At 56.9% G+C, this 22862-nt stretch carries 9 protein-coding genes; 3 read left to right on the top strand and 6 right to left on the bottom strand.

Translation table 11 applies throughout. From position 1 onward, the window contains the following. Positions 1-124: 124 nt before the first annotated feature. From HVX72_RS03110 to HVX72_RS03095, 4 genes are all read right to left on the bottom strand, one after another. Complete coding sequence (locus HVX72_RS03110; protein WP_233459265.1) at positions 125-10927, bottom strand: Ig-like domain-containing protein; 10803 nt, start codon at positions 10925-10927, stop codon at positions 125-127. Between the two features lie 82 nt (positions 10928-11009). Beyond that, positions 11010-12314 (bottom strand): TolC family outer membrane protein, encoded by a 1305-nt coding sequence (locus HVX72_RS03105; RefSeq protein WP_042292970.1) that lies wholly within the window; start codon positions 12312-12314, stop codon positions 11010-11012. A 655-nt stretch (positions 12315-12969) separates the two neighbouring features. Further along, complete coding sequence (locus HVX72_RS03100; protein ID WP_220186091.1) at positions 12970-13338, bottom strand: hypothetical protein; 369 nt, start codon at positions 13336-13338, stop codon at positions 12970-12972. Positions 13339-13728: 390 nt separating this feature from the next. Continuing rightward, entirely contained in the window at positions 13729-14496 is a 768-nt protein-coding gene (locus HVX72_RS03095; protein WP_181822515.1) for a siderophore-interacting protein, read from the bottom strand. Positions 14497-14722: 226 nt separating this feature from the next. Here HVX72_RS03095 and HVX72_RS03090 point away from each other — a divergent pair, with 226 nt between their 5' ends. Further along, the gene (locus HVX72_RS03090) at positions 14723-15397 is read left to right on the top strand and encodes a PadR family transcriptional regulator (RefSeq protein ID WP_181822514.1); all 675 of its coding nucleotides are present in this window, start codon (positions 14723-14725) and stop codon (positions 15395-15397) included. Here the strand turns inward: HVX72_RS03090 and HVX72_RS03085 are convergent. Next, on the bottom strand, positions 15394-16959 hold the full coding sequence (locus HVX72_RS03085) for a methyl-accepting chemotaxis protein (protein ID WP_181822513.1): 1566 nt from the start codon (positions 16957-16959) through the stop codon (positions 15394-15396). The two genes, HVX72_RS03090 and HVX72_RS03085, sit on opposite strands and share 4 nt — an antisense overlap. 332 nt (positions 16960-17291) lie before the next feature. Further along, positions 17292-18812, bottom strand: a complete 1521-nt coding sequence (locus HVX72_RS03080) for a PAS domain-containing methyl-accepting chemotaxis protein (RefSeq protein WP_181822512.1) — start codon at positions 18810-18812, stop codon at positions 17292-17294. Positions 18813-19242: 430 nt separating this feature from the next. Here HVX72_RS03080 and ygjG point away from each other — a divergent pair, with 430 nt between their 5' ends. After that, positions 19243-20622, top strand: coding sequence for a putrescine aminotransferase (gene ygjG, locus HVX72_RS03075; protein ID WP_167333872.1), 1380 nt, complete (start codon positions 19243-19245; stop codon positions 20620-20622). Positions 20623-20836: 214 nt separating this feature from the next. Beyond that, positions 20837-22855, top strand: coding sequence for an NADPH-dependent 2,4-dienoyl-CoA reductase (locus HVX72_RS03070; protein ID WP_181822511.1), 2019 nt, complete (start codon positions 20837-20839; stop codon positions 22853-22855). Positions 22856-22862: the final 7 nt, after the last annotated feature.

Raw genomic sequence — 22862 nt, 5'->3', positions numbered from 1 at the left:
GCTCATACTCGTTTCTGCCGCAGCGCGATAAACCTGTTATCCACTCTGCGCTGTTCATTTTTTAGTCTAGTGCGTATTTACCGCGAAGTGTGCCGGGGGAAGCGATTCCCCCGGACGTCGGTTATTACATAATCACCAACTGATGGTTTGCCAGCAGGGTGGCGAGGTCGGTTTGTACGCCGTTCAGGGTGACCACGGTGGTAGAGGCGGAGACCCCGCCCGCACCGTCAAGATCCACATGAATTTCGGTGTTGCTGCCGTTCTGCACCACGCGGACGTAGTCTTCGATATTCCCCGCCTGGGCATCCAGCGTCGCGACGCTATTGACGTAGGTGGCTGACCCGCTGCCGGTGTAGCCGCTGCCGGATAACAGTTCGCGCAGGTCGATACGATCGGTATCCGCCGTCCCTTCCCAGGTGCCGACGGTAAAGCCGTTGACCACGTCGCTGCCGTTGCCGCCAGTGGCGTCTGAGGCGTTGATCAGCTTGTACAACAGGGTATCGTGTCCGCCGTTGCCAATATTGAAAGTATCGTTACCGCCGCGCCCGTTGAAGACGTTTTCGCCGGTACTGCCGGTAAAGGCATCGTCACCGTTGCCTCCGGCAATCCCTTCAATGTTGACGAACTGTGCCTGACCAAAACCGGTGTTCTGCATCGCGCCGTTGCTGAGATCGATGTTCAGCGCAGCGCTGCCCGCCAGCGTGTAATCCACCACATCCATCCCGCCCTGTGCGGTCCAGACGTCCACATCCGACACGACGCGACTACCGCCGCCGCCGTTATAGATATGGGTGCCCGCGGTAGCGTTCAGCGTATCGTTGTAGCCGGTACCAACAATTCCCACGGTATTGCTGCCGTCGGTCGCCGCCAGTGCGCTATTCGCCGCTGACGCGCCGTCTTCCGCTGTCAGGACGTACGCATGGTTCTTCTCCACCGCCGTCAGGCCGCCCCAGGAAGCGTTGACGTTTTCAACCGTGTTCACTACGCCGGAAGCGTCAAACGTCGCCGACGACACGCCGCCGTAATCCTGACCGTTCGCCAGCAGCACCGCGCTGTACGACTTGCTGGCGTCCAGACCGTAGAAGTAGACCAGACCTGACGAGTCGTTCATGTTCACACCGCCCTGCGGGTTAATCACCTGCGAGCTGACCACCTTGCCGGTGCTCTCATCCACCAACAGCACGGTATTGCCATAGAAGGCGTTAATCCCGTTGGCATCGGCAATACGCAAAATCATGCTCGTGCCGTTGCTGATGGTGCTGGTGTTCTCGATGTATTCCGTTTTACCGCCCGCGGCGCGGAACACCACCAGATCCTTGTCGCCGTCATAATCCAGGTCCAGCGTCAACGCGCCAGTGGTGATGTTGGTGCTGCCCTGGTTCGCGCCGGTTAGCAAAGTCTGAGAAGACCAGTCAACCTGGTTGCTGCCGTTCACGCCGTTGTTGGTCCACAGCAGTCCCACGTTGCTGGTATTGGTGGCGATGGTCGATCCCGCCGCTCCGGCGATTTCGATCAGATCCATCCGGCCATCGCCGTTCCAGTCCACTGCCAGCGAGGACATACTGTTCACGCTGTCGCCCAGCGTCTGCACGTTTGACCCTACGCCCGCGCCGTTGGCCGCCGCGGTGAGTTTGCCGGTGCCGTCGTTATAGAAGATGGCGCTGGTGGCGCCGCCTTTGGCGGTCAACCCGGCAACAAACAGATCCATATAGCCATCGCCATTCAGATCGGACCAGGTTAGCGTGGTGTAATGGTTATCGGATGCGTTATCCCCGTTGAACACATCCGTGATCAGTTGGGTATTGGTCAGCGTCATATTGCCGTTAGCATCCACGCCGTTGGTTACGATCGCCAGACGGGAGTTGGAGCTACTGGTGCCTCCGGCCGAAGTCGTACTGGTGCCTGAGGTTGCGTGATAGGTAATGTCCACGTAACCGTCGTTGTTCAGGTCAACGCCCGATACTTCACGGTCCGGCGTCGGGTTACCGCCATTGGTCGAAGCCACGCCGTCCTGCGAGTTATTGGTATAGACATAAGCGCCGGTCTTATCAAACCCCATCACGGTGCCGTCAGTGTTGAGTACAAACCCGGAGTCATAGCCGCCCCGTCCTTCGGAGTCGTTCGGCGTTTCATCGCCGTAGACCATATCCACATAGCCGTCGCCGTTGATATCGATCCCCATTGCGCCGCCGTACCAGCCGTAGACGTTGCCGTTCGGATCGTTAGTCTGGCCCGACACGCCATAAGCGCCCACCTGGAAGGCGGTATAGCTGCCGTCGGCGTTGTATTTGAACGACTGCTGTCCGTTGGCATAGCTGGTGTCCGCGCCGAGAATATCCATCAGGCCATCGCGGTCGAAGTCGATAAACGACGACTGCTGCTGACGATCTGGTCCGCTGATCGCCACCGAGTCAAACGAGCCCAGGGTAGTCGAATCCGTCGCGTTCTGGGTAAAGACCGTCGAGTTACTGAGGATACGCCACGTCCCATCTTCGCCCAGGGTTAGCGCGGTACCGGTATCTTCCGAAGAGGCCGCGGATGACGTAAAGGTGATGGACGGCGTTGGCGAAACCGTCAGCTCACCAGTGGTGTCGTCATGGGTAATCTCCGTGCCATCGGCTTTAAACAGCGCGGCCTTCACGTCGTAAGTGCCCAGCGCCAGCGCGTCGCTGTCCGGCAGCTGCACGTACCAGGTGCTGTTTTTTGGGTCAATGACCACCGCGCCGTTGCGTGAGCTGTACACGACGTTATTGATCGTCACCTCCACGTATTCGCCCGGCAGGATTTCAAAGTCCACGCGCCCTGTAATAATCGGCGTGGTATCCAGCGTATTCTGGGTATCGGCATACATTTTGAGGTCGACAGTGAAATCAAATACCGGCGACTGCGCGCCTTCGTTGCCAGCGGCATCGACGACAACCGCATAGAACTCCCCTTTTTCGCCGTCAACCAACGGTTCGTTCAACTGGAACGTCCAGTCGGTGCCGTTGACGTCCGCTTCGCCGACCAGTGTGCCGTCGGCGCGGTAAATACGCACCATTTCCCCGGTCAGCAGACCTGTCGTCAGCGTGCCGTTCAGCACCGGCATACGATCGTCGGTTGTGGTGCCTGCCGCGAACTCGCCGCGTGAAGAGGCAACGTCGTCGGTATAACTGTGGATATTCGCCGCGTTGGTGGATGCGGTCAGATCGACGGTGACAACCTGGTTCGTTGTCGCGCCCACGTTACCCGCCACATCGACAACGCGGACCTGGTAAGTCTGATCGCCTTCCGGCAGCGTGCGCGAATCGACATAATGCCAACTGTTGCCGTTCGTCACGACATCATGCCAGGTCAGGCCGTTATCGACGCTAATCTGTACGCGATCGCCTGCGGCAAGCGGCGCGCCAAGGGAGCCGCTGAGGGTCAGCGAGGTATCGTTGGTCAGGAAGTCGCTGCTGCTGTAACCGGTATCCGTAGAGATACTGTCGATGCTGACCGTGATCGCGCTGTCCGGCGGGGTCAGATCGACGGACACCTGCTGGTGCGCGGTCGCGCCAATGTTTCCGGCGGTATCGATCACGCGGACCCAGTAATCATGAACGCCTTCGCCCAGCGTACGCCCATCGGCAAACGACCAGCTATTGCCAATCACCGTAACGTTCTGCCAGGTGGCGCCGCCATCGAGGCTGATCTGGACGATCTCGCCCGGTGCCAGCGTCGCGCCCAGCGATCCCTGCAGACTGAGCGAGGTGTCTTTCGTAATAAAGTCACTACTGCTCAGACCACTGTCGTCCGTAATGCTGTCAAAGACGATGGTTTTCGTCGCGTCCGGTACCAAAGTATCCACGGTCACCGTCTGGCTGGTGGTCGCGCTGACGTTACCCGCCTGGTCGATCACGCGCAGCTGATAAATATAATCGCCGTCGGCGAGCGTGCGCCCGTCGGCAAACGACCAACTCAGTCCGCTGACGCTGACGTCAGTCCAGGTGTTGCCGCCATCAAGGCTGATCTGCACATGTTCACCGCTGGCGATCGCCGCGTTCAGCGAGCCTTGCAGGGAAATCTGGTTGTCATGCGTAATGTAATCGCTTGTCGACAGCCCGGTATCCTGGGTGATCGCATCAACAGAGATCAGCGTTACGGCTGGCGGCGTGGTGTCTACCCGCACCGACTGGCTGTCGACCGATCCGACGTTACCCGCCGCATCAATCACTCGCACAATGTACAGATAACCGCCGTCCGCCAGGCTACGACCGTCGGCGTAAGACCACTGTGTGCCGTTCACCAACAGATCGATCCAGGTTGTCCCGCCATCAAGACTGATCTGCGCGGTTTCGCCACTGGCGAGCGATGCGCTGAGCGAGCCGTCCAGTACCACCAGATTGCTGTTAGTCATGAAGTCGCTGCCGCTCAGGCCGCTGTCGCCCTGCACGGCATCAATGTTGATGATCTGGGCTGGCGCGGTCAGATCGACGTTCATTACCCGATCGGCGCTGGCGCTGTTGCCAATGGTATTGCTGACCTGCGCATTTACCGTATACGCCGTGCCGTCCGCCAGCGCGGCGACGTCGACGCTGCTTACTACGCAGCTCCACTGTCCGTTGCTGTCGACCACCGCGGTATAGCGATTGCCGTTAAGCGTGATGGTCACCGTCTGGCCTGCAGGCGCGTCCGTCGTACCGCTGAGAGTCAACGGAGCACCTTGCTCTGCGGCATTGATCACATCATCGGTGCTGATGGCATCAATGGCGATAGTCGGCACATCACCGTTCAGGATAACGTTGTGCGTGACGTTACCTGCATTACCCGCCGCGTCGTTAACGGTGACGGAGATGACATAGTTACCGTCCGCCAGGCCGGTAAAATCGCCCGCCGGGACGAATAGCGACCAGTTGCCGCTGGTATCTACCGTCGTCTGATACGTGTGCCCGTTAAAGGTCAGGGTTACCGTCTGTCCCGGTTCGGCAGTTGTGGTGCCGCTGAGGGTCTGTCCGGCTCGTTGCTCGCCACTGTTGATGATGTTGTCGCCCGCCACCGTATTGACGGTAATAACCGGCGCGCTGGCATCCACTGTCAGATTATGGGCAGCCTGACTTTCATTTCCCGCCTTGTCGCTGACGACAGCGGAAACCGTCAGCGGACCGTCGCTTAACCCGGCCAGATCGGTGGCAGGCACGGTGACGCTCCAGGTGCCGTTCGCCTGCACCTGCGCGGTGTAATTAGCGCCATTCAGCGTTACCGTTACGGTCTGCCCCGCTTCTGCGCTGGTGTTGCCCTGCACGGTAAGCGGCTGCTGCTGTTCCGCCGCGTTCAGTACGTCATCCGCGGAGATCGTGCTGATGGAGATAACCGGCGCATCCGTGTCGATGCTGTAGTCGCGGGTGGCCGATGCGCTGTTACCTGCCACATTGCTGACGCTGGCCTCCACGCGGGCGCTGCCGTCAGTCAGACCAGCCAGATCCGCTGCCGGGACGACCAGCGTCCATGCTCCGTTACTGTCAACGCTGGCGGTGTATGTCTTATTGCCAAAGGTGACGGTGACGTTCTGGCCGGCTTCCACGTTTGTGGTGGCGCCGGAGAGCGTCAGGTCCGCGCCCTGCTCGGCGGCGTTGATCACGTCGTCGGCGGTCACGCTGTTAATGGTGATGGCCGGTGCGGCGGTTTTCACCGTCACATCGTGGGTGGCAGTACCGCTGTTGCCTGCGGCACTGGTGACGGTCACTGACACAGTGGTGGTGCCGTCGTTCAGGGCGGTGATATCTGCCGCCGGGACGCCGATGCTCCAGTTACCCGCCGCGTCCACCACCGTGGTGTAGGTTTTGTTGTTAATGGTGACGACGACCGCATCACCCGCCGCCGCACCGCTGACGGCGCCGCTGACCATCTGCGTCTGGCCGTGTTCGGCGCTGTTGATGATGTCGTCCGTCGCCACGGTGTTGATGGTCACCACCGGGGCGGCAGTGTCAACGGTCAGGGTATGGCTGGCCGAACCGGTGTTACCGGCGGCGTCTGCCACGCTGGCCGTCACTGCCCCCGTTGTGATGGAGGCCACATCCGCTGCCGGAACGGTCACGCTCCAGCTGCCGTTGGCCTGCACCTGGGTGGTGTAGACGGTGCCGCCAATCGTCACGGTCACCGTCTGACCCGCCGGGGCGGTGGTGGTGCCGCTGATGACCAGATCCGCCTGCGCTTCGGTGGCGTTCAGGATATCGTCAGCCGCGATGGTGCTGATGGCGATCACCGGCGCATCGGTGTCGATGCTGTAGTCGTGGGTGGCCGACGCAGAGTTACCTGCGGTGTTGCTGACGCTGGCCTCCACGCGGGCGCTGCCGTCGGACAGACCAGCCAGTTCCGCTGCCGGGACGACCAGCGTCCATACTCCGTTACTGTCAACGCTGGTTGTATATGTTTTGCCGCCAAAGGTGACGGTGACGTTCTGGCCGGCTTCCACGTTTGTGGTGGTGCCGGAGAGCGTCAGGTCTGCGCCCTGCTCGGCGGCGTTGATCACGTCGTCGGTGGTCACGCTGTTAATGGTCACCACCGGCACGGCGGTGTTCACCGTCACATCATGGGTGGCAGTACCGCTGTTGCCTGCGGCACTGGTGACGGTCACGCTGATGGTTGCCGTACCGTCGTTCAGGGCGGTGATATCCGCCGCCGGGACGCCGACGCTCCAGTTGCCGGATGCATCCACCACCGTGGTGTAGGTTTTGTTGTTAATGGTGACCACTACCGCATCACCCGCCGCCGCACCGCTGACGGCGCCGCTGACCAGCTGCGTCTGGCCGTGTTCGGCGCTGTTGATGATATCGTCGGTCGCCACGGTGTTGATGGTCACCACCGGGGCGGCAGTGTCAACGGTCAGGGTATGGCTGGCCGAGCCGGTGTTACCGGCGGCGTCGGAGACGGTCGCGGTGACCGCACCGCTGCTGAGCGCGGGAACATCCGCTGCCGGAACAGTCACGCTCCAGCTGCCGTTCGCCTGCACCTGGGTGGTGTAGCCGGTGCCGCCAATCGTCACGGTCATCACCTGGCCTGCCGGAGCATTAGTGGTACCGCCGATCAGCAGATCCGCCTGCGCTTCCGTGGCGTTCAGGATATCGTCTGCCGCGATGGTGCTGATGGCGATCACCGGCGCGCCCGTATCCACGCTGTAGTCGTGGGTGGCCGACGCGGAGTTACCTGCGGTGTTGCTGACGCTGGCCTCCACGCGGGCGCTGCCGTCGCTCAGACCAGCCAGATCCGCAGCCGGGACGACCAGCGTCCATGCTCCGTTACTGTCAACGCTGGCGGTATATGTTTTGCCGCCAAAGGTGACGGTGACGTTCTGGCCGGCTTCCACGTTTGTGGTGGTGCCGGAGAGCGTCAGGTCCGCGCCCTGCTCGGCGGCGTTGATCACGTCGTCGGCGGTCACGCTGTTGATGGTCACCACCGGTGCGGCGGTGTTCACCGTCACATCGTGGGTGGCCGAGCCGCTGTTGCCTGCGGCACTGGTGACGGTCACTGACACGGTGGTGGTGCCGTCGTTCAGCGCGGTGATATCTGCCGCCGGAACGCCGACGCTCCAGTTACCCGCCGCGTCCACCACCGTGGTGTAGGTTTTGTTGTTAATGGTGACGACGACCGCATCGCCCGCCGCCGCACCGGTGACGGCGCCGCTGACCAGCTGCGTCTGGCCGTGTTCGGCGCTGTTGATGATGTCGTCGGTCGCCACGGTGTTGATGGTCACCACCGGCGCGGCGGTGTCGACGGTCAGGGTATGGCTGGCCGAGCCGGTGTTACCGGCGGCGTCTGCCACGCTGGCCGTTACGGTGCCGCTGGCGAGGGACGCCACGTCCGCTGCCGGGACGGTCACGCTCCAGCTGCCGTTAGCTTCCACCTGGGTGGTGTAGCCTGTGCCGCCAATCGTCACGGTCACCACCTGGCCTGCCGGAGCATTAGTGGTACCGCCGATCAGCAGATCCGCCTGCGCTTCCGTGGCGTTCAGGATATCGTCTGCCGCGATGGTGCTGATGGCGATCACCGGCGCGTGGGAGTCCAGGGTGACGGTATGGCTCGCACTGGCCGTGTTGCCACTGACGTTAGTCACGCTTACGCCAATCTGTTCGCGGCTGTCGGTCAGTAAATCCATCGCCGATGACGGTACAGTCACGCGCCAGGAACCGTCCGCCTGAACCTGTGCCGTAAAAGTCTGGTCAGCGAATTTCACCACCACAGTTTGACCCGCTTCCACGCCCTGAGTTTGCCCTGAAAGCAGCAGGTCTGCGCCTTTCTCCGCGGCGTTAATGAGATCGTCTGCGGCAACGGTATTGATCGTAATTGCCACCGGTTCAAGATCCAGCTCAACCGGATGATCAACGGACACGGGGTTGCCCCAGCCATCCTGTGCGCTGGCCGTTACGGTCAGTTGTCCTGCGTTCCAGTTTTGCAAGTCGCTTGCCGGAACACCAATCTGCCAACCCCCGTTGCTGCTCACCACCGCTTGATAATTCACGTTATTGATAGACACCGTGACCAGCGTACCCGCCGCCAGATGGCTGCTGCTACCGCTCACCACCAGATCCTGATGGTGTTCGATGGCGTTAACAATGTCGTCGCCAGAAAGCGTATTAATACGCAGGCCCGGCAGCGACGCATTAATGCTGATATCGCGATCGCCGGTCCCGGTATTGCCGTGACTGTTGGTTACGGAAGCGGTAAAGGTGAGGTCGCCATCGCCAAAGTGTTGCAGGTCGTTGGCCGGAATGGTCACCTTCCAGCTCAGATCATTTTCCACGGTAGCGCTGTAGCTTTTTCCGCCGACCTGAACGGTGACCGTATCGCCCGCCGCGGCATGGATGACACGACCGCTTAAAATCTGGTCGCTTTGCGTTTCCGCGTGGTTCACCAGGTTGTCGGTGGCGAAGTGATTAATGACCACCTGCGGCAGCGCCGTGTCGACGAGGAAGGATGCGCTGGTCGTGCCGCTGTTACCGGTGGCGTCCGTGCCGCTAACGGTGACATGATAGAGGGTATTGGCAAGGTTCAGTACATCAGAAACCGGCACCTGAACAGACCAGACGCCACCGTTAACCGTTGCGGTATAGGCGATATTGTTGAGCATCACGGTCAGGGTGCTGCCGTCCGTGAGAGTACTGGCGCCGCTTAAGGTCAGCGGCTGCATCGACTCCTGGGCGTTAAGTACGTTGTCCTGGCTAATAGTATCGACGGTGATCCCGACGGCCAGGCTGTTGAGAGTCACATCGTGGGTGGCTGTGCTGGTATTGCCCGCCGCATCGGTCACCGTCACGGTAATGGTGTGCTGCCCGTTGCTCATGGAATTAAACAACGAGGCCGGAACGCCCACGCTCCAGCTGCCGTCTGCCTGTACCACGCCAGTAAAGGTCTGATCACCAAACTGAACGGTCACGACGTCGCCGGGCGCGGCGCCGTTCGCCATTCCTGAAATCAGTTGAGCGACATCCTGCTCATCATCATTAAGGATATTATCGCCAGCTACGGGATTGACCGTCAGGATCGGCGCGGTGGTGTCGACAGTCAGTTGATCGGAGAAATCCGCCGCGTTCCCGGCTTTATCGCTCACTGAAACCGTCAATGAATGATCGCCATTCGCCAGCGCCTGAACGTCTGCGGCGTCCACCGTCAGCGCCCAGGTCCCCTCGTTCGTCACAAGGGCGGTATAGGTTTGGCCATTCAGCGTCAGTGTGACCGTCTGCCCGGCTTCGGCAGTGGTTTTTCCGCTTAATGCCAGGGACGCGTTGTGCTCAACGGCATTGAGGATCTGATCAACGGCGATGCTATCCATCGACAGCAGCGGCGCCTGTGTGTCGACAGCGATCACCTGAGTGCCCGTCACCGTATTGCCCGCCGCATTCTGACCGCTAACGCTCACCGTCCAGCTCCCGTCAGCCAACGCAGCGGCATCCGCCGCCGGGACGTTGATCTGCCACTCCCCGTTCGCGTCGACGCGGGTGAGATAGATTTTACCGTTTAGCGTGACGGTCAGTTGCGTGCCCTGCGCCAGATGACTGCTACTGCCTGACAGCGTAAACCCGGCAGACTGTTCACTGGCGTTAATCACATTATCGTTAGCCGTTGTCGCCAGCGTGAGGGTTGCCTGCGTGGTATCGACATTGACCGTAATTTTGCCCGCTGAGGTGGACTCGCTACCGTTGATTTGCACGACAGACCAGGTATGTACGCCGTCGGTCTGCGTGGGCAGCAGTACCGTCCAGACCCCATTTGCATCGACCATTGTACTGGCGATGGTGTTGCCGTTGCTGTCTTTGATTTGAATTGTCGCGCCCGGATGGCCGGTCCCGCTGAAGGTCGGCGTGTTATCGTCGGTCGTGGCATTGGCGGTCAGACCGCCCTGTTTGTCGCCCTGATTATCGGTGACCATGTAGGTTGGCGTATTTTTGGTGTTATCAACGGTTTCAGTTTCGGTCACTGTGACTGTTTTCGTTTCACCGCCGTCATCATTAGCCAGCAGCGCGCCAATCGCGCCGCCGCCCAACGCGGCACCAGCCAGCCATGCCCACGGAAAATCATTCTCTTCGCTGGCGGCTTCCGCCATCAACGGTTCGATGCTGTCGATCGGCGTCGCATGCGCCGTCAGCTCAACCGCGTCCAGGCTGGCAACATTGCCCACATCGTCAAAGGTCACGTGGGTCAGTCCCGTTTCATCATTGAAAACCAGTTCAGAGTGCAGTTTCGACTCGGGATCTTCGGTGAAATAGCCGCTGCAACGAATCACGCTGCCGTCTTTCATGTAGATCAGCAGGTCGTTGCCCTGGCGGACGTAGCGGGCCACATCCTGAGCGGAACCGAGGATTTCGATCACGGAAGCGCCGGATACTGCGACGGAAAGGTTGCCTTCGCCCGACAGGACGGTTTTTTTCGCGGTGTGACGATTGATAATGTTTGCGGTTTTTAATGTATTCATAGTCTGGCTCATAAAGGTCAGTTAATCAGTACTACGCTTGCGGGTCGCGTCCCTGAGGTCATGGTGCTGCGAGTAAAATGGATTAGAGATCGGGCAATTTTTTAGATGCCTGTTTTTCAATCCCGATAAGGGGCAACAGGTTGTCGACTGCCGTGGCGTACTGAATGGCGGCGCTCCAGCCGTCGTATTCAGCATTAATGCGTGAAGATTGCGCCTGCCAGACGTCCTGTTCGACGCTCAGCAGGTCGTTGATGCTTTTTTTGCTCAGGGTGTATTCGTTTTTGTAAACGCTGCGGGTTTGCATGGCGTTAACCAGCTGGAATTTGCCGGCATCTTCACGACCGCGTGCGCCTTTCCAGTCCGCCATTGCCGATGAGGCTTTTTGCAGAATGTCGAATCGCGCTTTTTCTTCTTCTGAAGCGGCCATCGCCTTTGCCCCCTGCGCCTGATCAACGCGCGCGGAAACCGCCCCCCCCTGATACAGCGGCGCATCCACGCTGAGCTGGATTTGATCGTCCCAGTAGCCGCGATTGTCAGATTCATAACGGGTGCGTCCCGCTTTCAGGCTGAGCGTGGGCAGATGTTGGGCTTTCGCCCGATCAATGCCGTGCTGTGCGGATGTCACCATAGCGCGTGCGGACAGCACGGCAGGGATTCTGGAATAATCGATATCGTCAACGGCGACCTGTTTGGCTTCCAGGTTCTCCGGCAGACGGGCGTAACGATGGGCGCTGATACCGGTCTGTACCGCCAGCACCGCTTTCGCTTTTTGCAACGCGGCGTCGTACTGCTCCAGCGTCGCTCGCATCCCGGCAATGCGGGTCTGGGTTTGCAGATCGTCAGAGGTCGAGCTAAGACCTGCGCCAGCGCGCAGCTGCGCCAGATGCTGAATTTTCTCCAGCGCGGCGATGTTCTCCCGCGCCGCATTCACTAAGGCGCTATAGCGTTTCACTTCGACATAACCCTGCGCGGCTTTTTCCGCCACTTCCGAAAGGGTGGCCATCAACTGATAGCGATAACTTTCGTATTGCGCTTCCGACTGGGCAATAGCGCTATTGGTTTTACCAAAGTCATACACTAATTGCGTAACGGTAATTCCCCAGGCTGCAGAATTATTTAACGAGCCACTGGAATCCGTTGTCTGGCTGTGACCGGTACTCGCCGTTAAGCCAATTTGCGGCATCCAGCCGCTTTTCGCCTCTTTTGTCATTGCCTGGCCGATTCCCATTTGCGCGGCCTGACGGCTAATTGCCGGGTCGCGATCTAAAGCAAATAAAATACTTTCTTTCAGATTCGTCTCTTCAACATTCGCTAATGCCGCGAAGCAAGAAACAGAAGCGCCGCAAAGTGCAAGGGTTAACGTCACCAATGAAAAAACAAAACGCATACTCACAACACATATCCTAATTAAAATGGCTTTTTTCAGGCTGATCGATGCCTCCACACTTTTCTTTTTCAGAGCGATATGGAAAATAACTAAGCCTGCTATGAGATATGCCCTTATCAATGTGTTTTCAGCGCATTCCGCTGAATTTAACGGTCAGTCTCCCCTGAGCTTAAATAATGCCCACACTGATAACGACATATACCTGTCCGTGACAAACAAAGTTGAAAAACGTCATCATCACTACGTCTGTATGACATTTTCCAGCGTCCAGAAAAGACACTTTCCCGGGTATTCAGGGTAAGCGTTACCTATCGCTGGCATCACGGGTTGAAGAATATTCTGAGGTGTCGGGGTAAACGAGGAAAGAAAAATAACCTTAATTCATCTTAAATGATTTCTGATTGTAACCATGAAGAACTAAAACTAATAAAAACAAGAACATGATATTTCAACCAAAGATCTTAAACACTCTGAAAAGCCCTTTACTTGCTGAAATTTTGAACTAAAAAGCCATAGGGTGCGCAGAGATTCATCAGTATTGTTCATCCCTGACTAAAATTAAACCGGATCAGTTTTCAGATGAATAACAAATTAGAAACAATATTATTCCAATCAGTTAGCATCCATGCCGAGGTGAGCGTGTTAATGCGGGAAATCAGGAAGGGAGTAAAACGGTGTGGTTTTTCCGCTTACAGGTGAAAAGAAAGCGGTCGTACTTTTCGATCATCAATTGCGACTTGATGCCTATTTTGTCGCGATAGTCGTTGTATTCCGAGCCTTCAGAGAGCAGGAATGCGTATATTGTATAATTAAGTTCGATGATCGAAGAAATGAATTCACGTTTCGCCAGCTCTATCGTTTCATCATGCAGGCGATAGTCGCTATCGTTAAATTTTTCAGCCTGCTCCATGCGATGTGAGATTTGATGAATAATCGCCGGATGCAAATAGTACTGCGTACAGCCCACTGTTTCTTCATAGGGCCAAACGTGAAGAATCTCCTCAATAATACGCTGGTCACGCATTCGCTGTTCGGACAACAGATTATTCGTACTAAACGGCGACGTCAGCAAATAGCGAATTGAAAGAAAAAGAAAGGTGCCAATGCTTAATGCACACAGCAACATGAAGACTTTTGTGTAGAACATGATATAGCGAGTCAGTAATTTTGGAAAAGCTATCCTAACGGCAGTCGCGATGGATTTATAGTTTTTTGGAACTGAAAAGTCCTAAATTTTCCAGTTAATGTGAAAATAATAAAACGTTACGGTAAACGGTCGACTAAATTACCCCCATTATTTAGGATAATCTTAATGGCAGAACGAAATATCCTGGCGAATTTTCTGACATCGGCTTTTTGCCGGGTGGTGCGAAAACACCTTACCCGGCCTGCAACAATGGGGCCACGGACGGCCTTATTTTCGATGCCAGTAGGCCGCCGCGCGCACCAACTGCGGGTCAAACGCATCGCTTTCGAAACGGCGGCTGAGGTTTTTGACCACCTTTCCTTCTCCGGTGACCCAGATAAAGTAATCTGCCGCTGGCACCGACAATTGCGCCAGTCGCGCATCAATCGCCTGCTCGTCGTGCGCCAGCCATTCGATGTTGAACCCGTCAAGATGCGCCAGGTAATCCCGATAAGCAGGATCCTTGACGCTCACCAGCGCGTTCACCGACGGCCTGACCGGCAAGCGGCTGAGCGCTTCCAGACGCCGACGCAGCGCGGGCATGCCTGACTCATCGCAAACATAAACCTGGTATGCATAATCCTCCGGCACCACCAGCGAACCACGCGGCCCGCCGATGGTCAGCGTGTCCCCTTCGCGAGCCTGCATCGCCCAACGGCTCGCCACGCCGCCATCGTGAATGAAGAAATCCAGCGCCAGTTCATGACGCGCATCATCGTAAAGCGGCGTGTAGTCACGGGACGCCGGGCGTGCGCCCTCTCCCCAGACAATGCCTTCGTCAGTGACCGTTGGAGGGACAAACGGAGCGCCAGCCTGGGGGAAAAAGACTTTCGTGTGATCGTCAAAGCCGTGTGAGCAAAAGCCTTTCAGCGCGTCGCCGCCCAGTACAATGCGTTGAAAGCCTGCGCTGATACGTTCCGCGCGCAAAACGGTAAGTTCGCGAAAACGCAATTCGTTGCGCACGCGTTGAGGATAACGTGAGGTGATGTCGGTCATGTCGCTGCCTTCGGGAAATAATCAGATATATCGAATTTAATCTTTAAATGATAATGATTGCTAATCAAGATGATTGCAAGCTATTTTTCGATACTGTTTTATACTGCCTCACTCGCCATAAATAAGCATTAAATTCAATAGATTATAAAATTTTCATTGCTCAGCTTGCCAAAATCAAGAATTTAGATATAAATTAGATATATCTAATAAACATCAGGAGAAACTTATGCGACATCATCACGAGGGTTGCTGCAACGGCGAAGGGGAGCATCATGAGGGCTGCTGTTCCGGCGAAGGTCGCCACCAGGGCGGCTGTCACAGCGAAGGTCATCAACACGGCGGATGTAATGGCGAAAATCATCATCACGGCGGGTGTAACGGCGAAGGTCATCATCATGGCGGGTGTGGGCAACGTCATGGCAGAGGCGGTGGAAGACGCCAACGCTTCTTCGGACATGGCGAGCTGCGTCTGGTGATTCTGGATATCCTCTCCCGTGAGGCCAGTCATGGCTACGAGCTGATCAAAGCTATCGAAAATTTGACTCAAGGGAACTATACCCCCAGCCCGGGCGTGATCTATCCAACGCTCGATTTTTTACAGGAGCAGGCGCTTATCACCATTAGCGAAGAAGACGGCGGACGGAAGAAAATCACCCTTACCGCGTCCGGCGCACAATGGCTGGAGGAGAACCAGGAACACCTCGGACACATTCAGGCGCGGATCACTGCGCGTAATGTTGGCGCTGAACTGCGTAAGAATCCGCAGATGAAGCGGGCGCTGGACAATTTCAAGGCGGTGCTGGACCTGAAAGTGAATCAAGGGAATCTCAGCGACGCGCAGTTAAAACAGATCACTGGCGTGATCGACCGCGCGGCGCTGGAAATCACTCAACTGGATTAAGCAGGCTGCGCGTCGTCTTCCCTGACACGGAACACTTTCACCAGCTCTTTTAAGTGAAGCGCCTGCTCATTCAGTGACGCTGCCGCGGCAACGGACTCCTCCACCAGACAGGAGTTCTGTTGCGTGGTGGCGTCGATCAGGCCAATCGCGCTGTTGATCTGCGAAATTCCGTCGGTCTGTTCGCGACTGGCCTGGCCGATTTCCCGCAGGATCACGTCCATTTCCTCTACATTGCTCACCATACCATTGATTAGCGCATTCGCTTTTTCGACCAGCAGCATTCCCTCCTGAGTCTGACCGGTGGAATCTTCAATCAGACTACGGATCTCGCTGGCGGACGAAGCGCTTTTCTGCGCCAACTGCCGCACTTCACCCGCCACTACCGCGAACCCACGCCCGTGTTCACCCGCACGCGCCGCTTCTACCGCAGCGTTCAGCGCCAGTATGTTGGTCTGGAAGGCAATAGAGTCAATCAGATTGATGATGTCGGACATGCGGTTAGCGGTTTCATTTATGACGCGCATTTTTTGCGTGACCTGATTCATCATTTCACCGTTGTTTTTCACTACGGTCGCCGCCCCCGCAGAGAGCTTCGTCGCTTCTCCGGTATGCTCCGCTGTGTTTTTCACCGTCGCGGTGATCTGTTCCATCGACGCGGCAGTTTGTTCAACCGAGCTGGCCTGCTCTTCGGTACGCGCCGCCAGATCCTGGTTGCCAGCCACAATCTGCGCCGCCGCGCTGGAAATATTCTCCGAGCCGTTTTGTACCTCCTGCACAATCTCTTGCAGGCGGTTTTTCATGGTCATCAGCGCCTGCAGCAATACGCCGGTTTCGTCCCGCTGTTCGCAGGTGATAGTGCGGGTCAGGTCGCCCTCGGCGATCGCTTCGGCAAACTGGACAGCGTCGTCCAGCGGTCGGGTAATGGAACGCACGATGTACAGCCCCATAACGCAGCCAGCGACAATGCCTGCCAACGCCAGGGCGACAAGCAGGATCCGGTTGGCTTTAAAATCGCTCTCCACTTGCTCGCCTGCACTCAGCATCTGCGCGTCTTCGATGGCAATCAACGCCATCACTTTATCTTTATACGCCTGCTGCACGTTTACCGTGGTGGTCATCATCTCCTGCATTGCCGCCTGACGGTTGTGACTTTGCACCGCCGCCTGGATACGGTGCTGCGAGGCAAGATACTGCTCACGCACGTCGCGAATGTCTGCTATCACCGTTTTCGATTTATCGTCGAGCGGCGCCGCGCTTAGCTCGTCCAGCAGAAGGCTAATCTGCTGGCTTATCGCGTCGAGCCGGGCCTGCGAAGCCCCTGTCCAACGCCCTTCTTCATCCATCAGCATCAGTTGTTGCGTACTGACATACTCCTGAAAATTGTCGATAAGTTTGTTGGCTTTTACCGTGATCGGATAATCGTCGGTCAGGATGTTTTGCATACCACGATTCGCACGCTCCAGGCTAAATATCGACAAACCGGAACTCACCATCATCAGCACAATAAACAAACCAAACGCGATAAATAACTTTGAACGAATTTTCACGTTACGCAAAAACATATTTCCCCTCCCGGAGATCGTTTTTCTCAAATAGCATTTCTTATCGGTCGGAATCTCAGTAACTTTATGATATTGATCACTTTTTATTTTAAACGCTTTCTGATAAATCGCTTTTAACGATGAATAACGGTAGACCGATCGTTATATAAGCTTTTTTTATGCTTTCGTGAAATGCGAAAAACCGCCGGGCGACAACGAGGATAAAAATAGCTATCTCACCCTTATGGGTTAATATTTAATATAAATTTAACATTAAATTCACAAAACGCTCACCCATTACGGTAAGCGTTGGCAGAAAAAAGAAGAGGCAGAGATGTGAAGAAATGAGGAAATTAATGCAGTACCGTCACGGCATCTTCCAGACGGCTGGCGCGGTGTTTGACCATAGCGGATACCTGCGCGCTTTCTTCAACCAGCTCGGCATTTTTCTGGGTGATGTGGTTAAGCTCATCCACCGCGCGGGTCAGGCTGCTCAGCCCGTCGGCCTGTTCCGACGTCGCATGACTGATTTGCGCAATCAGTTGGGTGACGTTTTGCACCTGCGAAACAATGTCATCAATGGTGCGTCCTGCGGCGTGAACCTGCTGCGAACCGGATTGAACTTTGTCCGCGCTGGCGTCAATTAACTTACGGATGTCGTTCGCCGCACTGGCGCTGCGGCTGGCCAGATGGCGTACTTCTCCCGCCACGACGGCGAACCCTTTTCCTTGCTCGCCCGCACGCGCCGCCTCCACCGCCGCGTTAAGCGCGAGGATATTGGTCTGGAAAGCGATGTCGTTTATCAGCGTGGTGATGGTGCCTATCCGCTGGGTGCTGTTGGCGATGTCATCCATCGTTTTGATCACCGTATCCATGGCTTCGCCACCCTGAGTCGCTGCGCTGCTGGCGGCGCTCGACAGTTTGTCGGCAGCGGAGGCGGTTTCGGAGTTCTGCTTAACCGAAGCGGCCATCTGGTTCATGGTAGCAACCGTTTGTTGCACGTTATCAACCGTCTGGCGGGTGTGTTTATTCAGATCGTCATTGCCTTTCGCCAGCGTTTCGCTGCCGTTACGTACGCTCGACACCTGACTTGAGACATCGTTGATGAGCCAGCGGCACATCAGCCCAAGTTGCCCAACTGCGCGCAGCGTCAGTCCCAGTTCGTCACTGCGATTAAGATGCATCACGCTGTTACGCTCCCCGGTCGCGACTTTCAGCGCCTGCTTCGCCACGTTTTCGATCGGACGAACTATTTGTCCTTCAAAGATCGCGGTGCCGGCTCCCAGCGCCAGCGCACTCATCAGATACGCCAGCGCGGGCGCGTCGGAGGCATACAGGCCCGCCGCGACCATCACGAACAACAGCGTCATCACGCCGCGTACCCGCCAGCGCAGCGGCAGAGAAGGGAGTTTTCCCAACCAGCCTTTGCGTACCACCAGCCCTTTGTGAATGCGTCGGGCGCAGCGGTTTTCGTTCAGCGCCTGGTATAAAGGCTCCACCGCGGCGATCTCTTCTTCCGTTGCGCGGGTACGAATCGACATGTAGCCAGTGACCTGCCCTCCGCGAACCATCGGCACCGCGTTGGCGCGAACCCAATAGTGATCGCCGTTTTTACAACGGTTTTTAACAATGCCGCTCCACGGCTCGCCCTGTTTCAGGGTGTACCACATATCGGCAAACGCAGCTTTTGGCATGTCCGGATGACGTACAAGGTTGTGCGGCTGCGCCAACAGCTCATTGAGCGAGTAGCCGCTAACAGTGATGAAAGTATCGTTAGCGTGCGTGATGTAACTGTGCAGATCGGTCGTGGACATGAGCGTCGTATCGTCATCCAGCGGTGTATTTTGCTGGGTAACGTAGAGATGAGAAGACATAGTAGCGTCCTGTGCAGGTTATCTGGTTGTTAACTTCTTGTCAGATGTTATTTCGGCGCTAACGGATTTATCTTTAGTTGTTAAATTTGATTTAGATCGCAATTTGCGATTAAACCTTATTATTTGTACGAATTCCAATTTGTTGATTTTGAATACTTTCGGGATGAAACTATCCGTACCTGCGAGCCCACCCGCACCACCATAGCGCAAAATCCGCCTCTTTTTTGTGCAGCGAGCGGGATCTCTCCTCGTTGTGAACTGATTAAATTCTGCTCAATATGCTACTTTTTGTTAACAAATAAGATTAAATATTGCGCATTTTCCTTATTTCATCATGTTTATCCCGATTTTCGTCGGCCTCATTGGGATGGCGCAATCCCTGCAATACTTAAATCGGTATCATGTGATACGCGAGCCGCGGGAGCATATTTTGAACAGGTTACCTTCCAGCGCGTCGGCATTAGCCTGCAGCGCACACGCCCTGAATCTCATCGAAAAGCGAACGCTTGACCATGAGGAAATGAAAGCACTAAACCGAGAGGTGATTGATTACTTCAAAGAGCATGTGAATCCAGGTTTTTTAGAGTATCGCAAATCTGTTACCGCCGGCGGGGATTACGGAGCCGTAGAGTGGCAAGCGGGGAGTCTGAATACGCTTGTCGACACCCAGGGTCAGGAATTTATCGACTGTCTGGGTGGGTTCGGCATCTTTAACGTGGGGCACCGTAATCCAGTCGTGGTTTCCGCCGTACAGAATCAACTCGCGAAACAACCCCTGCACAGTCAGGAACTGCTTGATCCTTTACGGGCGATGCTGGCAAAAACGCTCGCCGCCCTGGCGCCAGGCAAACTGAAATACAGCTTCTTCTCCAACAGCGGTACTGAATCCGTCGAAGCGGCGCTGAAGCTCGCCAAAGCGTACCAGTCGCCGCGCGGTAAGTTCACTTTTATCGCCACCAGCGGCGCGTTCCACGGCAAGTCATTAGGTTCCTTGTCCGCAACGGCGAAATCGACCTTCCGCAAACCGTTTATGCCCCTGCTGCCGGGCTTTCGTCATGTGCCTTTTGGCGATATCAGCGCGATGCGATCGGTCCTTAGCGAGTGCAAAAAGACCGGCGACGACGTGGCGGCGGTGATCCTCGAACCCATTCAGGGAGAAGGCGGCGTGATCCTGCCGCCGCAGGGGTATCTTAGCGCCGTGCGTAAACTGTGCGACGAATTCGGCGCGCTGCTGATTCTGGATGAAGTGCAAACCGGCATGGGGCGCACCGGCAAGATGTTCGCTTGCGAACATGAAAACGTGCAGCCTGACATTCTCTGCCTGGCGAAGGCGCTGGGCGGTGGCGTGATGCCGATTGGCGCAACGATTGCCACCGAAGAGGTCTTTTCGGTACTGTTCGACAACCCGTTCCTGCACACCACCACCTTTGGCGGAAACCCGCTTTCCTGCGCAGCGGCGCTGGCAACCATCAACGTGTTGCTGGAGCAAAACCTGCCCGCTCAGGCAGAGCAGAAAGGCGATATGCTGCTGGACGGTTTCCGCCAGTTGAGCCGTGAATATCCGGATCTGGTGCATGACGCGCGCGGCAAGGGGATGCTGATGGCGATCGAGTTTGTCGACAATGAGATCGGCTACAGCTTCGCCAGCGAGATGTTCCGACAGCGCGTACTGGTTGCCGGCACGCTCAACAACGCGAAAACGATCCGCATTGAGCCACCGCTCACCCTGTCCGTCGAGCAGTGCGAGCAGGTACTGAAAGCCGCGCGCAAAGCGCTGGCGGCGCTACGGGTAAGCGTGGAAGAAGTGTAACGCAACAGTGCCGGGGGGCGGTATGGCCACCCGGCTTACGGGCAAGAAACCAATCCAGGCCGGATAAGCGCTATCCGGCTTTTTTTTATCTGCGGTGGCGCTTTTTTGAATCCCATCACAATCATCGCATTCCCCTTTTCCCTTTTACGGCGCGACGGCTAAATTAGTAACTCATCCGACCACATAACAATAATTTTACATACTGGATACTGCTATGAGCTACCCGTCGCTGTTTGCCCCGCTGGATCTTGGCTTTACCACGCTGAAAAACCGCGTGCTGATGGGATCGATGCATACCGGGCTGGAAGAGCACCCCGAGGGGGCTGAACGCCTGGCGGCCTTTTACGCCGAACGCGCACGGCACGGCGTTGCGCTGATTGTGACAGGCGGCATTGCGCCCTCCCTGTCCGGGGTGGCGCTGAAGGGCGGCGCGACGCTTAACGATGCCTGTCAGTTGCCGCAGCATCGCGTAGTCACTGACGCAGTGCACAATGAGGGCGGCAAAATAGCCCTGCAAATTTTGCACACCGGGCGCTACAGCTATCAGCCGCAGCTGGTCGCTCCCTCCGCGATTCAGGCGCCGATCAACCGTTTTACGCCCCATGCGCTGTCTCATGATGAGATACTGCAATTGATTGAGGACTTTGCGCACTGCGCGCAGCTGGCGCGCGAAGCGGGTTATGACGGCGTAGAGGTGATGGGGTCGGAAGGCTATCTGATTAACGAATTTCTCGCCCTGCGCACCAATCAGCGCGACGACCAGTGGGGCGGAGAATACGCCAACCGCATGCGTTTTGCGGTGGAGGTGGTGCGCGCGGTACGCCAGCGTGTCGGCAACGATTTTATTATTATCTATCGTCTGTCAATGCTGGATCTGGTGGAAAATGGCAGCACCTTTGAGGAGACCGTCCAGCTGGCAAAGGCCATTGAAGCCGCGGGCGCGACAATCATCAACACCGGCATTGGCTGGCACGAAGCGCGTATTCCCACCATCGCCACGCCGGTACCGCGCGGCGCCTTCAGCTGGGTGACTCGCAAGCTGAAGGGGCATGTCTCTGTACCGTTGGTGACCACCAACCGTATTAACGATCCGCAGGTCGCCGATGCGATCCTCGCGCGCGGCGATGCCGACATGGTATCGATGGCGCGTCCATTTCTGGCCGATGCCGGGATCCTGTCAAAAGCGCAGTCGGGACGTGCGGATGAGATCAACACCTGCATCGGCTGCAATCAGGCCTGTCTGGATCAAATCTTCGCCGGAAAAGTCACCTCGTGTCTGGTCAACCCACGCGCGTGTCACGAAACCCAAATGCCGGTTCTGCCTGCGCTGCAGGCAAAAAACCTGGCGGTAGTCGGTGCGGGTCCGGCAGGGCTGGCCTTTGCCATCAACGCGGCGTCGCGCGGTCATCACGTCACGCTGTTCGATGCCCTGGGCGAGATCGGCGGACAGTTTAACATTGCCAAACAGATCCCCGGCAAAGAGGAGTTTTACGAAACGCTACGCTATTACCGGCGGATGATCGACGTTACAGGCGTTACGCTGCAGCTGAACCACGTTGTCAGCGCGGACGACCTTCAGGCCTTTGACGAGGTGATCCTCGCCAGCGGGATCGAACCGCGCAGACCGCCAATTGAAGGCATCGATCATCCTTCAGTATTAACCTATCTCGACGTGCTGCGTGATAAAGCGCCGGTGGGCAACCGGGTTGCGATCGTTGGCTGCGGCGGTATCGGCTTTGATACCGCGATGTATTTAAGCCAGCCAGGCGAACCGACCAGCCAGAACATTGCCAATTTTTGCGTGGAATGGGGCATCGACACCAGCCTGAAACAGGCCGGCGGATTACGTCCGGAAGGGCCGCATCTCCCGCGCAGTCCGCGCCAGATCGTGATGCTCCAGCGTAAAGCCAGTAAACCCGGCGACGGGCTGGGGAAAACCACCGGCTGGATCCATCGCGCCACGCTGCTCGCGCGTGGGGTGAAAATGATCCCTGCGGTGAGTTATCAACGGATCGACGATGACGGGCTGCATCTGCTGATCGGCGGCGAACCGCAGATCCTGAAAGTGGATAACGTCATTATCTGTGCCGGGCAGGAGCCGCGGCGTGAACTGGCCGAACCGCTGTACGCGGCCGGTAAAACGGTGCATTTGATTGGCGGCTGCGATGTGGCGATGGAACTGGACGCTCGCCGCGCCATCGCCCAGGGCACCCGTTTAGCGCTGACGATTTAAGGCGCTA

The organism is Citrobacter sp. RHB21-C05 (assembly GCF_013889015.1).
Classification (GTDB): domain Bacteria; phylum Pseudomonadota; class Gammaproteobacteria; order Enterobacterales; family Enterobacteriaceae; genus Citrobacter_A; species Citrobacter_A sedlakii.
Note: the sequence above shows the minus strand (reverse complement) of the source record. Positions and strands in the feature narration are given on the sequence as shown.

Coding starts and splice junctions, on each gene's coding strand:
- HVX72_RS03080 (WP_181822512.1), bottom strand. CDS start 18,812: ATGTCTTCTCATCTCTACGTTACCCAGCAAAATACACCGCTGGATGAC.
- HVX72_RS03095 (WP_181822515.1), bottom strand. CDS start 14,496: ATGACCGACATCACCTCACGTTATCCTCAACGCGTGCGCAACGAATTG.
- HVX72_RS03070 (WP_181822511.1), top strand. CDS start 20,837: ATGAGCTACCCGTCGCTGTTTGCCCCGCTGGATCTTGGCTTTACCACG.
- HVX72_RS03090 (WP_181822514.1), top strand. CDS start 14,723: ATGCGACATCATCACGAGGGTTGCTGCAACGGCGAAGGGGAGCATCAT.
- HVX72_RS03100 (WP_220186091.1), bottom strand. CDS start 13,338: ATGCGTGACCAGCGTATTATTGAGGAGATTCTTCACGTTTGGCCCTAT.
- HVX72_RS03105 (WP_042292970.1), bottom strand. CDS start 12,314: ATGCGTTTTGTTTTTTCATTGGTGACGTTAACCCTTGCACTTTGCGGC.
- HVX72_RS03085 (WP_181822513.1), bottom strand. CDS start 16,959: ATGTTTTTGCGTAACGTGAAAATTCGTTCAAAGTTATTTATCGCGTTT.
- HVX72_RS03110 (WP_233459265.1), bottom strand. CDS start 10,927: ATGAATACATTAAAAACCGCAAACATTATCAATCGTCACACCGCGAAA.